We start from the raw sequence: 12,000 nt of genomic DNA, 5'->3' as shown, positions 1-12,000 counted from the left end.
CTCAGCTCGCCTTCGCGATCGCGCGGTCCATGGCGGCGGCCGGCGCGGCGACGACCTTGCCGTGGCCGGGCGCGAGGAAGGCCGGGTCCAGCGCGCGCAGCGCCTTCGCCGTGTCGAGCTCCACCGCGCGGCTCCACGTCGACAACGCGGCCAGCGGGAAGGGGAAGCTCGGCTTGGACGTGGTCCGCACGCCGCCGAGCGTCGTGTACGCGTCGCCGCAGATCAGCGTCCGGTCGCGCGGGTCGAAGAACGCGACGTGGCCGGGCGTGTGGCCGGGCGCGGCGACGACCTCGAGCGAGCCGACGCGCTCGCCGGGCTCGAAGGTCCGGGTCGGCTCGGTCTCGGTGCCCGGCCAACCGCCGCGGAGCTTGTCCTGGGGCTCGTCGGGATCCAAGGACATGTCCTTGCGCAGGAAGCGCGCGTCGCGGGTGGAGATCAGCAGCTCGACGCCGGGCAGCAGCCGCGCCAACTCGTCGACCGCGCCGACGTGGTCGCCGTGCGCGTGGGTCAGCGCGATGCGCTTGATCGGGGCGCCGAGCCCCTGCGCCGCGGCGACGATGCGCTTGCCGCTGCCCTTGAGCATGGTGTCGATCAGCGTGAGGCCGTCGTCCTCGCGGACGAGGTAGCAGTTGACGAAGCCGGCGCGGGCGATGCGGGTGGCGGAAGAGGAGCTAGCAGGCATAGTTCAGATGCTAACGCTATTAGCTTTGTGGCGTCAAGCCCGGATCAGGAACGACGCGTGGACCTCGCCGCTCGGGCCCACGAGCCAGCGGCGCGCGTCCTCGCACAGCACCGCGTGCGCTCCCGGCTGGGCCGGCGTCCGGTGCTCGACCTCGACGTCGATCGCGGCCGGCTCGCCGCCGGCGGCGCGCAGCAGCTCGTCCTCCAGCGGCGCCCAGTACGCGGCGTTGTTGATGTGGTCGGCCACGTCGAGCTCGGTGGTCCGGAAGGCCCAGGCGCGCGTCCCCGCACCGTTCTCCGGCGGCGCCGGGTGCCGCAGGCGGGCCTTGACGACGCGCCCGGCCGCCGACGGCCCGTAGACCTCCAACTCGGCGTCGGTGATCGGCATCGGCCGCGCGGTGACCGGATCGAGGTGGACCCACAGGGCCACCGCCTCGACGTGGCCGCCGGCCGTCGTGGTGATCGTCGACCGCCGCTCGGCCCACATCCGCCCCACGCCGCTGGACCACGTCCGCGCCGTGGCGTCCTCGCCGAAGCGCGGGAAGCGCCGGACCGCGATCCGCGCCCGCCGCACCACCCACAGCGCCGTCTCCCCCAGCCCGGCGTCGACGACGTCGGCCAGCGCCACGTCCTGCAGCCAGCGCGCCAGCGCGTCCAGGCGCACCCGCCCGCCCGGCGCCGCGTCGCCGAGTCCGGGGACGAGGGCGCGCTCGAACGCGCGCCCCACACCGGGATGATCGACCAGCTCGTCCAAGACGCTCACGCGCCGCCAAGTTAGCGGGCGCGCAGGAGCACCAGCGACGCGCTGCCCGCCCGCACCCGCGCGCTGCCCGGGAACCGCACGGTGGCCTTCAGCCGCGACCAGCTCCTGGCCGCCCTGGGCAAGGTGATGGAGAGCGCGTAGGTCGAGCGGCCGCGCAGGCGCGCCGGCGTCGAGACGGTCACGGTCCTGCGGCCGACGCGCGCGGCGACCGCGATCGACAGCCGGCCGGCGGCGGCCGCGGTGACGCGACCGCGCACGGTGACCCGGCGGCGGTCGCGCGAGGCGACCAGCCTGGACACCGACAGCTTGGACGGCAGGAGGGTCGGCAGGACCGGGCCCTGGCCGCCGATCGGGCCGGGGCCCGGCGCCGGCGGCGCCACGATCGGGGCCGGAGGAACGATCGGCACCTCCGCCGCCGACACGCCGCGCGCGGTCAGCGCCACCGCCTGGACGCCGGCCGTCGTCCGCAGCGCCAGCCTCCCCGTCGCCTCGCCCGCCACCAGCGGCGAGAACGTCGCGTGCACCGTCACGCTGGCGCCCGGCGCGACCTCGGTCCCCGCCGCCGGCGCCGCGGTCACGGCAAAGGGCGCCGCCGGCGCATCGACGCCGACGACCGACCACGCGGCGCCGCCGTCGTTGGCGAACGTCACGTCCGCGCCGCTGGTCGCGCCCAGCACCGCGTCGGGGAACGTCGCCGTGCGCGCCGCCTGGACGTGCCCGGGCGCGACGCCCACGCCCGTGAGCGGGATGTCGTGCACGCCGCTGCCGTCGGCGGCGTTCAGCGTCCAGAGCCCGGCGACCGGCCCGGTGGTCGTGGGCGTGAACCGGACCTCCACCGCGCGGCTGGCGCCAGGCTGGATCGTCGTCGCCTCGTCCAGCCCGTCGACGACCGTGAACGCGGCGGCGGTCGGCGGCTTGGACCGCGTGATCGTCATCGCGCTGTCGCCGGTGTTGGCGACGGTGACCGTCGCGTCCGCGCTCGACCCCACCGCGACGTCGCCGAACGACCAGCCGCCGGCGGGCGACAGCGTGAGCCTCGGCCCGAGGCCGGCGGTGCCCGACAGGCCGACCGTCGCGTCGCCGCCGGTGGTCTCGAGCACCAGGTCCTGGTTGTACTCGCCGACGGCATCCGGCCGGTAGTGCACGGCCACGTTGACCGCGCCGCCCGGTGCGATCACGTCGCCGACGTGCGGCGCGGCGTCCACGCTGAACGGCGCGCCGGGCAGCGTGACGTCCTGGATCGTGAGCGGCTGTTCGCCGGCGTTGCCCAGCGTCACCGTACCGGCGAGATCCTGGCCGACGACGACGCCACCGAACGAGACGACCGGCGGCGAGACCGTCAGCAGCGGCGCAGTGCCCTGGCCGGTCCCAGTGAGGCTGAACGTGAACGTGCCCTTGTCGGTGACGACCGTGAGCGCGCCGCCGGCCACGCCCGGCGCGGTCGGCTTGAAGTCCACCGGGATCGTCGCGGACTGCCCGTCGGTGTAGTCGCCCGGCACGCCGTGGCCGTCCGGCCGCGCCGTGAACGGCCCACCCGACCCCGCGCTCACCGAGGTCAGGTGAACGGCGCCGGTGATCGTGAGCTTGACGTTGACCGTCGAGGTCGCGTCCACCGTCGTGGTCGGGAACGTCGTCGCCGGCGCCTGGACCTCGGACGTCACCGGCGCGCCGTAGCCGAGCACGTGGCCGTCGCGGGTCCCGACGTACACGCGGCCGTCGCCGATGCCCGGCATCCCGAACTTGGCCGACTGCCCGATCGGCCACGAGCGCCGCAGCTTCAGGTGCCCGCTGACCGGGACCGCGTCGTAGGCGCGCAGCTGCGCGCCGGCGCCGGTGCCGTTGGGCGACCAGACGACCCACATGACCGCGGAGCCCGAGGCGGTGCCGTCGGAGGTGATGACCGGCGCGCTGGAGCCGAAGCCGAACGCGTCGTCGGAGCTGATCGGCGCGTCGAGCGACGGCACGCCGCCGTTGACGCGGTAGCGGTACAGGTTGAGGCGGCCCACCGAGCCGGCCGCGAAGGGCGCGGCCCCGGCCGCGGGCGACGCGGTGGGGATCGCGATCCAGCCGCCGTCGCCGGGCCAGACGCTCGGCCGCGACCACACGCCGCCGTAGGGGCCGACGCGCTCGATGACGCGGTCGCCCTGCCCGACGCCGGTCCCGATGCCGCCGAGGTCGTCGCGGTTGAGCAGGTAGACGTAGCCGGCCTTGCCGACCGCCACGCTCACGTGCGGGAAGGTCGACGTGCCGAACGCGTCGTCGCGCAGGCCGGTCACGCCACCCGACGCGAAGTCCGCGTCGTAGCCGTCGAGGTACGCCGCGTCCGACGGCGCGAAGAAGTCGCCCGGCTTGAGCTTGCCGTCGGGCTGGACGTCGAGGCGCACGATCGACTCGCCGTAGGCGCCGTTGCCCGGCGCCGTCAGCCCGACGGGCGGCGAGTTGCCGTTGCCGGTCGAGACGAACAGGCGGCCCGGCCCGTCGGACATCAGCCCGGCGCCCGACTGCCAGATCCCGGCGCCGTCGCCGGTGAGCACGGCGCTCCAGCGGGCCTTGACCGCGCCGCTCGCCGCGTCGACCCCGAACACCCAGCCCTGGTAGGGGTGGATGTCGCAGTGGCCGCCGAACGCGGCGTAGACGACGCCGCCCATCAGCAGCAGCCCCGGCCGCTGCAGCTCGGTCGTCGCCATGAAGATCTTGGCCGGCGTGTTCTGCGCGACGCCCTCGAAGCGCCGCGGGAAGCCGGCGCGCGGCTCGCCGGTCGACGCGTCCAGCGCGTCCATGTATGACGCCGCCGCCGTGGTGCTGCCCGGCGCGAAGGTCTTGTGCGTCAGGTAGATCGTGTTCGTCGCCCTGTCGATCACCGGCGTCGAGGTGATGCCGAGGTCCGGCGTCAGGTCCGGGCATCCGGCGCTGCCGATCAGCGTGGCGGGGAACGGCGCGCCGAGGTCGCGCGTCCACTTCAGGTCACCCGTCTCGCTGTCCAGCGCGTAGACCTGGTTGCGCTCGGTGACGACGTAGACGGTCGAGCCCACCACGAGCGGCTGCGCGTAGACCTGGCCGTCGACGTCCGCCTTCCAGAGCTGGCCGAACGAGCCGGCGCTGACGGCGTCCGGCGCCAGACGCGGCTGGTTCGGGTACCAGCCGTCGCGCAGGTCGTCGCCGCTGTTGGTGACCCCTTCCGCGTGCGCGCTGGCGCCGGCGCAGGCCAGCGCCAGCAGCAGCGCCAAGGCCGCGATGCATCCCCTTGCCCGGACCATCGCTCGGCATCTTGGCGGATCAGGGCCGAATGGTGCCTAGACCTCTGGTCAGGCGGACAAAGCCGCCAAAGCCGTCAAAGGCGTCCAGCGTCGAGCAGCCGGCGCAGGAACCGCTGGGTCTCCGGATGCTCCGGCGCCGCGAACATGTGCTCGGCGCTGCCGCGCTCCACGATCGCGCCCTCGTGCAGGAAGCAGACCTCGTCGGCCACCTCGCGCGCGAAGCCCATCTCGTGGGTCGCGATCAGCATGGTCATGCCCTCGCCCTTGAGCTCGGCGACCAGGTGCAGGATCTCGCCGACGAGCTCGGGGTCCAACGCGCTGGTGATCTCGTCGAGCAGCAGCGCCCGCGGCTGGGTGGCGAGCGCGCGGACGATCGCGACGCGCTGCTGCTGGCCGCCGCTGAGGCGGTCCGGGTAGTCGGACTCGCGGCCCTCCAGCCCGAAGCGGGCGAGCAGCTCGCGCGCGCGGTCGCGCGCGGCGGACCGTTCGGCCCCGTGGGCCCGGACCGGCGCGAGCGTGATGTTGTCGAGCACGCTCATGTGCGGGAACAGGTTGAAGGCCTGGAAGACCATCCCCAGCCGCTTGCGCACGTCCGGCGACGTGACGGCGGGATCGGTGATGACGTCGCCGTCGAGGAAGACGTCGCCGTCGTCGATCTCCTCGAGCAGGTCGATGCAGCGCAGCAGCGTCGACTTGCCCGAGCCCGACGCCCCGATCAGCGCGATCGCCTCGTGCTCGCGGACGGCGAGGTCGATGCCACGCAGGACCTGGCGGTCGCCGTAGGCCTTGGTCACGCCGCGGACCTCGAGGACCGGCGTCGCCGCGCCGGCCGTCATCCGGTCACCTCCACGACGCCGCGGACCTGGCGGTTGCGCGCCTGCAGGTGGTCGACGATCCGCGCCATCGGGATCGTCACGCACAGGTACAGCACCGCGGCGGCGACCAGCGGCGTGTAGATGAAGTTCGACGCCGCCTCGATCTGCGCGACGCGGAACGCCTCCATCGGGCCCAGGAACGAGATCAACGCCACGTCCTTCTGCAGCGCGATGAAGTCGTTGAGCAGCGGCGGGATGACGCGGCGGACCGCTTGGGGCAGCACGACGAACCGCAGCGCCTGCCCGCGGGTCAGGCCCAGCGCGAGCCCGCCGGCGAGCTGGCTCGGATGGACCGAGTCGATCCCCGAGCGGTAGACCTCGGCGACGTAGCCCGAGTAGGACAAGGTCAACGCCGCTCCGCCGAGGACGAGCGGGTCGGTCGGGAGCCCGTCGATGTCCAGCGCCAGGACGCCGAAGCCGACGAGGTAGATGAACAGCACGACCGGCACGCCGCGGGTGACGTCGCTGAAGACCGCGGCCATCAGCCGCAGCGGGAACAGCGCGGGCGAGCGCGTGGTGCGGACGAGCGCCACGACCAACCCGACGATCAGCACGCAGATCTCGACGATCACGAACAGCTTGACGTCGAGCCAGAAGCCCCTCAGGACGGCCGGGAACGCGTCGGTGAAGTCGCCCCAGTCGAAGTACGTGGCCTTGACGTCGGCCCAGCCGGGCGACGTCACGACCACGGCGACCAGGCCCCCGATGACGACCAGCGACGACAGCGCCGAGATCGCCATGCCGCGCCGTGCGCGCCGCCGCTTGGCGGCGGCGCGCACGTCCTGTCGCGAGCTGGTCAGCGCAGCTCCGGCGCGCCGGCCGCCGCGCCCATCCACTTGGCCTCGAGCCGCTTCAGCTCACCCGAGCTGGAGAGCTTGTCGACCGCGCCGCTGATGCACGGCGTCAGCTTGGAGTCCTTCTGCAGCAGCGCGCCCCAGGCGTCGCCGCCGGGCGCGTCGAACTGGCCGACGATCTTGGAGTTCTCGACCTGCGCGCCGGTGAGGTAGAACGCGGTCGGCAGGTCGACGACGACGGCGTCGACACGGCCGGTCTTCAGCGCGCGGACCACGTCGTTGGAGTCGTTGAACACCTGCGGCTGGGCCGACGGCTGGATCGTCGCCGTCGTGGCGTCGAGGCTCGTCGTGCCGATCTGCACGCCCAGCTTGGTGTTCTTCAGGTCGGCGAGCGACTTGGCGTTGGCCGCGTCGGACTTGCTCAGCGCCACGACCGCCTGCGGGGCCGTGTAGTACGGCTTGGAGAAGTCCACGCGCTTGGCGCGCGCCGGCGAGATCGAGATCTGGTTGACGTCGAAGTCGAACTTCTTCGGGCCCGGTGCGTAGGAAGAGTTGAACGGCTCGACCGTCCACTTGACCTCGGTCGGCGCGAAGCCGAGCTGCTTGGCGATCGCGAACGCGACGGCGCTCTCGAAGCCCTGGCCGTTGGCCGGCTTGTCGTCGACGAAGTACGGCGGGTAGGCGGGCTTGTCGGTGGCGACCGTGAGCTGCCCGCTGTTGACGAGGCTGAGGTTCGCCTTCTGGCAGCTCGTGTCGGCGGCTGGCTTGGGCGCCGCGGCCGACGCGGTGGTGGAGCTGGAGTCGTCGTCGCTGCCGCACGCGGCGACGAAGAGCGCCGCGGGGATCAGGACGGCCGCCAGCAGCGGGCGAAGGGGGTTCATCTGGGTGCTCCGGGGAATGGGGTCGTCGACAACCTCAGGTTGCCGATCGGGAAAGACGGCTTTCAATCTACCGCGCGCACGCGACAGGCGGCGATCGACGCCGGGCGGGAGGCGGCCGTCGGTCGACAGCCAGGAGCCGGCGAGGATCAGCAGCAGGCCGGCGACCGCGCCGGCGCCGGGGCGCTCGCCGAGCACCGCGACGCCCAGCGCGACCGCCACGATCGGCGAGATGTAGGTGATCACGGTGGCGCGGCCCGGGCCGACTTCGCCGATCAGCGCGCCGAAGAGGACGAACGCCGCGGCGGTGCACAGCAGCCCGAGGACGACGATCGAGAGCAGCGCGTCGGTCGACGGCGTGTGCGTCGGCGGCGCCAGCAGCGCGGCGGGCGTCAGCAGGACGGTCGCGATCGACAGCGCGACCGCCATCAGCCCGCGCGGGTCCAGCGTGCCGAGCTGCTGGTTGATGATCATCGGGCCGGCCGCGTAGCCGACGGCGGCGAGCAGGATCGCCAGGGCACCGAACAGCTCGTCGCTGCTGCCCGAGACGTCGAGGCCGACGAGCGCGATCACCCCGGCGAAGCCGATCGCCAGCCCGACGGCGCGGCGCCCGGTGGCCCGCTCGGACCGGTCGAAGCGCAGCGCGAGCAGCGCGACGAGCATCGGGACCGCGGCGATCAGGATCGCGGCCAGCGACGACGGGATGTGGCGCTCTCCCGCGGCGATCAGCGGGAACGGCCCGCAGATCTCGACCACCGCGTAGAGCAGCAGCCACCTGGCGTTCGCGCGCGCCAGCGCGGGCTTGAGCACGCCGGCGCGGTGGGCCAGGACGAGCAGGATGACGGCCGCCATCGACACGCGCGCCCACGCGAGGAAGACCGGCGGGACGCCGTCGTCGACCGCGACCTTGATGAACAGGTACGGGATGCCCCAGAGGGTCGAGACGGCGGCGAAGGCGGTCCAGGCGCGAGCGCTCATGACGCTCGATCGTATGGGTGGCCACGGGCGGACGCTACCGTCGAGCCATGCCGCGCCTGAGCGTCCTCGACCAGTCCCCGGTCCGCGAAGGCGGCACGGGATCCGGGGCGCTGCACGACACGCTCGACCTCGCACGTTTGGCCGATCAGCTCGGCTATCACCGCTACTGGGTCGCCGAGCACCACGGCGGGCCGATGCTCGCCGGCCCCGCGCCGGAGGTGCTGATCGGGCCGATCGCGTCGGTGACCTCGCGCATCCGCGTGGGCAGCGGCGGCGTCATGCTCCCGCACTACTCGCCGCTGAAGGTCGCCGAGGCCTTCAGCCTCCTCGCCGGGCTGTTCCCGGAGCGCATCGACCTCGGGCTCGGCCGCGCCTCGGGCACCGACCCGCTGACGACCTACGCGCTGCAGCGCGACCGCCGCGACGCCGCGCCCGACGACTTCCCCCAGCAGCTCGTCGAGCTGTTGATGTACTTCAACGACTCGTTCCCCGACGGACACCGCTTCGCGCGGCTGGCCGGGAGCCTGCCGGGGCGGCCGGAGACGCCGGAGCCATGGCTGCTGGGGTCCTCGCCGCAGAGCGCGATCTGGGCCGCCGAGCTGGGGCTGCCCTACGCGTTCGCCGACTTCATCGCGCCCCAGAACGAGGCGATCGCCGCCGACTACCGCGCGCGCTTCCAGCCCTCCGAGCGCCTGCGCGACCCGCAGACGACCGTCGCCGCGTGGGTCCTGACGGCCGACACCGCGGAGGAGGCGCGCTACCTCGCGACGTCCTCGCGGATGGCCTTCAAGATGCTGCGGCGCGGCCGGTTGATCCCGGTGCCGACGCCCGAGCAGGCGGTGCGCTTCCTGGAGTCCGAGGGCGAGGACCCGCTGACTCCGAACCCGTCCGCAGCCACCCGGCGCACGATCGTGGGCGGCGTCGACCAGGTGCGCGCGCAGGTCGAGCAGCTGGCCGACGACTACGGCGCCGACGAGGTCGTCGTCGTCACGATCACGCACGACCACGCGGCGCGACGGCGGTCCTACGAGCTGCTGGCCGACGCGTTCGACCTGCCGCGCGCCGCGCCCGCCGTCGGCGCCCATCAGCGCAGCTGATCGCCGCCTGCAAGCAACGCGAACTGGCCGCGCGCCGGCCGGCGTGCGAGGGTGCAGGCCGTGGGCGCGCCGACCCTCACCTCCTCCCCCGCGCTGCGCGCCGGCGTCCGCGACGCGGTCCCGTTCGCCGCCGCCGGCTTCGTGGTGGCGATCTCGTTCGGGATCTCGGCGCGCGCGGCCGGGATGCCGGCGCTGGCGGCGATCGCGATGTCCGCGTTCGTCTACGCCGGGAGCGCGCAGTTCGCGGCGGTCGCGATCCTCGCCCAGGGCGGCTCGATCGCGGCGGCCGTGATCGCGGCCATGTTGATGAACGCCCGGTACCTCGCGATGGGGCTGTCGATCGGCCCGTCGCTGCACGGCGGCCGGCTGCGCCGCGCGCTGGAGGGCCAGTCGGTCGTCGACGCGTCGTGGGCGCTGGCCAGCCGCGGGGAGGGGCGCTTCGACCGGCACACGCTGTTCGGCAGCAGCGGGCTCCAGTACCTGACCTGGCTGGCCGGGACCGTTGTTGGGGTGCTTGCCGGTGCCGCGCTGCCGCATCCCGAGGCGCTGGGCATCGACGTCGTGTTCCCCGCGTTCTTCCTGGCCCTGCTCGTCGGCGAGCTGCGCAGCGCCGAGGCCGAGGCGGTCGCCGTGGGCGGCGCGATCGTCGCGGTCGTGCTCGGGCTGCTGGCGCCGGCCGGCGTCGGGATCCTCGCCGCGTCGGCCGTCGCGCTGGTCGGCCTGCGGAGGCCGCGCGCATGAGCATCGCCGAGAAGGCCTGGATCACCGTCGCGCTGTGCATCGTGACCACGGCCGCGATCCGCGGCTTCGGCCCCTTCACCGTCGCCGGCCGCGCCTTCAGCGCCCGCACGACCCACGTCCTCTCGCTCCTGCCCCCCGCGCTGCTGTCCGCCCTGGTCGTGACCGAGACGGTCATCTCCGACGGCTCGCTCGACATCGACGCCCGGCTGGCCGGCGTGGCCTTCGCCGGCGTCCTGCTCTGGCGCCAGGCGTCCGTGATCTGGGTCGTGATCGGCGCGGCGGCGTTCACGGCGCTGCTGCGGCTGCTCTTCTAGGCGGATGAGCGACGCCGACGTCAGCTTCGTCGTGCTCGGCGTGCTCGTCGCGTTGTTCTTGTGGAACCGGCTGCCGGTCGAGCTCGTCGCCCTCGGCGGCACGCTCGCGCTGTACGCGGCCGGCGTCCTGGACCTCGACCAGGCGCTCGGCGGCTTCGGCGACCCGACGGTGATCTTCATCGCGGCGCTGTTCGTGGTCTCCGAGGGGCTGGACGCCAGCGGCGTGACGACCTGGGCCGGGCAGGCGATGACCGGTTGGGCCGGGCTGCACCCGGTCCGCCTGCCGGCGCTGACGCTCGCGCTCGTCGCGGTGACGTCCGCGTTGATCACGGTCAACGGCGCGGTCGCCGCGCTGCTGCCCGTCGCGGTCGTCACCGCCGTGCGGCTGGGCCGGCCGCCGTCGCAGTTCCTCATGCCGGTGGCGTTCGTCGCGAGCGCCGGCTCGCTGCTCGCGCTCACGGGCACGCCGGTCAACGTCCTGGTCTCGGAGGCGTCGCACGACGCGGGCGCCGGCAGCTTCGGCTACTTCTCGTTCGCGCTGGCCGGCGTGCCGCTCGTCCTCGGCACGATCGCGATCAGCGTCCTGCTCGGCCCGCGCCTGCTGCCGCGCCGCAGCGCGCGCACGATGGCCGTCGACCCGGCGCGCTTCGCCCGGACGCTGATCGAGGAGTACCGCCTGGAGGACCACGACGACGACGGCGCGCAGCTGTTCACCCGCGAGCGCGGCGTCGCCGAGGTCGTCGTCCCGCCGCGCTCGCCGCTGATCGGCGAGCCGATCTTCCCGGGGATGCTGACCGACGCCGGCGACCTGATGGTGCTGGCGATCCAGCGCGGCGGACGCGCGGCGCCGGAGACCGAGACGCGGATCGCCGCCGGCGACACGCTGCTCCTCGGCGGCCCGTGGAGCGCGCTGGACGAGCGGGTCGACGAGGCCGACCTGCTCGCCGTCGACCCGCCGCACCTCGTGCGCCGCCAGACGGTCGCGCTCGGGCGCGGCGCCAAGACGGCGCTGGCGATCCTCGTCGCGATGGTCGCGGCGCTGGCCGGCGGCGTGCTCGAGCCGGCGGTCGCGACGCTGCTGGCGGCGGGCGCCATGGTCCTGTGCCGGATCGTCCCGATCGATCGCGCCTACCGCGCGATCTCGTGGACGACCGTGGTCCTGATCGCGGCGATGATCCCCGTCTCGACCGCGATCCGCACCAGCGGCGGCGCCGACCAGATCGCCGACGCGATCATCGACGTCGTCGGCTCGGGCGGCCCGCACGTGCTGCTGATCGTGCTCTTCGTGGTGACCGCCGTCTTCGGCCAGCTCATCAGCAACACGGCGACCGCGCTGATCGTGATCCCGGTCGCGGTCGCCGCCGCGGCCGACCTCGACGTCTCGCCGCGCCCGGTCCTGATGAGCGTCGCGGTCGCGGCCGCGGCGTCGTTCCTGACGCCGATCGCCACGCCGGCCAACATGATGGTCCTGGGCCCCGGCGGCTACCGCTTCGGCGACTACTGGCGGCTGGGGCTGCCGATCCTCGTGCTGTTCTTCGCCGTTGCCGTCGGGCTCGTGCCGCTGATCTGGACCTTCTGAGTGCCACTCCCGTTCACCCGCGTGGGGTGAGGATGCGTCACCC

At 73.9% G+C, this 12,000-nt stretch carries 10 protein-coding genes; 4 read left to right on the top strand and 6 right to left on the bottom strand.

Going from position 1 to position 12,000, the window contains the following annotated elements:
* Window position 1 precedes the first annotated feature (1 nt).
* The 6 genes from DSM104299_RS13730 to DSM104299_RS13705 all read right to left on the bottom strand — a co-directional run bounded on the left by DSM104299_RS13730 (window position 2) and on the right by DSM104299_RS13705 (window position 8,226).
* A complete protein-coding gene (locus DSM104299_RS13730; RefSeq protein WP_272477877.1) occupies window positions 2–682 on the bottom strand; it encodes an MBL fold metallo-hydrolase in 681 nt (226 codons plus the stop codon).
* Window positions 683–715: 33 nt separating this feature from the next.
* Entirely contained in the window at window positions 716–1,444 is a 729-nt protein-coding gene (locus tag DSM104299_RS13725; RefSeq protein ID WP_272477876.1) for an acyl-ACP thioesterase domain-containing protein, read from the bottom strand.
* Between the two features lie 11 nt (window positions 1,445–1,455).
* Window positions 1,456–4,671, bottom strand: a complete 3,216-nt coding sequence (locus DSM104299_RS13720) for a choice-of-anchor D domain-containing protein (RefSeq protein ID WP_272477875.1) — start codon at window positions 4,669–4,671, stop codon at window positions 1,456–1,458.
* A gap of 104 nt (window positions 4,672–4,775) precedes the next feature.
* Window positions 4,776–5,537, bottom strand: coding sequence for an amino acid ABC transporter ATP-binding protein (locus tag DSM104299_RS13715; RefSeq protein ID WP_272477874.1), 762 nt, complete (start codon window positions 5,535–5,537; stop codon window positions 4,776–4,778).
* Window positions 5,534–6,355, bottom strand: coding sequence for an amino acid ABC transporter permease (locus DSM104299_RS13710; RefSeq protein ID WP_272477873.1), 822 nt, complete (start codon window positions 6,353–6,355; stop codon window positions 5,534–5,536). Before DSM104299_RS13710 ends, DSM104299_RS13715 begins: the two co-directional genes overlap by 4 nt.
* Before the next feature lie 17 nt (window positions 6,356–6,372).
* Window positions 6,373–8,226 (bottom strand): EamA family transporter, encoded by a 1,854-nt coding sequence (locus DSM104299_RS13705; protein ID WP_272477872.1) that lies wholly within the window; start codon window positions 8,224–8,226, stop codon window positions 6,373–6,375.
* Between the two features lie 47 nt (window positions 8,227–8,273).
* Between DSM104299_RS13705 and DSM104299_RS13700 the strand changes: the two genes are divergently transcribed.
* From DSM104299_RS13700 to DSM104299_RS13685, 4 genes are read left to right on the top strand one after another with little or no spacing between them, the layout of a single operon-like run.
* A complete protein-coding gene (locus DSM104299_RS13700; protein ID WP_272477871.1) occupies window positions 8,274–9,323 on the top strand; it encodes an LLM class flavin-dependent oxidoreductase in 1,050 nt (349 codons plus the stop codon).
* A gap of 60 nt (window positions 9,324–9,383) precedes the next feature.
* The gene (locus DSM104299_RS13695; RefSeq protein WP_272477870.1) at window positions 9,384–10,064 is read left to right on the top strand and encodes an AzlC family ABC transporter permease; all 681 of its coding nucleotides are present in this window, start codon (window positions 9,384–9,386) and stop codon (window positions 10,062–10,064) included.
* Window positions 10,061–10,378 (top strand): AzlD domain-containing protein, encoded by a 318-nt coding sequence (locus DSM104299_RS13690; protein ID WP_272477869.1) that lies wholly within the window; start codon window positions 10,061–10,063, stop codon window positions 10,376–10,378. Before DSM104299_RS13695 ends, DSM104299_RS13690 begins: the two co-directional genes overlap by 4 nt.
* 4 nt (window positions 10,379–10,382) lie before the next feature.
* Complete coding sequence (locus tag DSM104299_RS13685; protein ID WP_272477868.1) at window positions 10,383–11,957, top strand: SLC13 family permease; 1,575 nt, start codon at window positions 10,383–10,385, stop codon at window positions 11,955–11,957.
* Window positions 11,958–12,000: the final 43 nt, after the last annotated feature.

Source organism: Baekduia alba (genome assembly GCF_028416635.1).
In the GTDB taxonomy this organism is placed as follows: domain Bacteria; phylum Actinomycetota; class Thermoleophilia; order Solirubrobacterales; family Solirubrobacteraceae; genus Baekduia; species Baekduia alba.
Note: the sequence above shows the minus strand (reverse complement) of the source record. Positions and strands in the feature narration are given on the sequence as shown.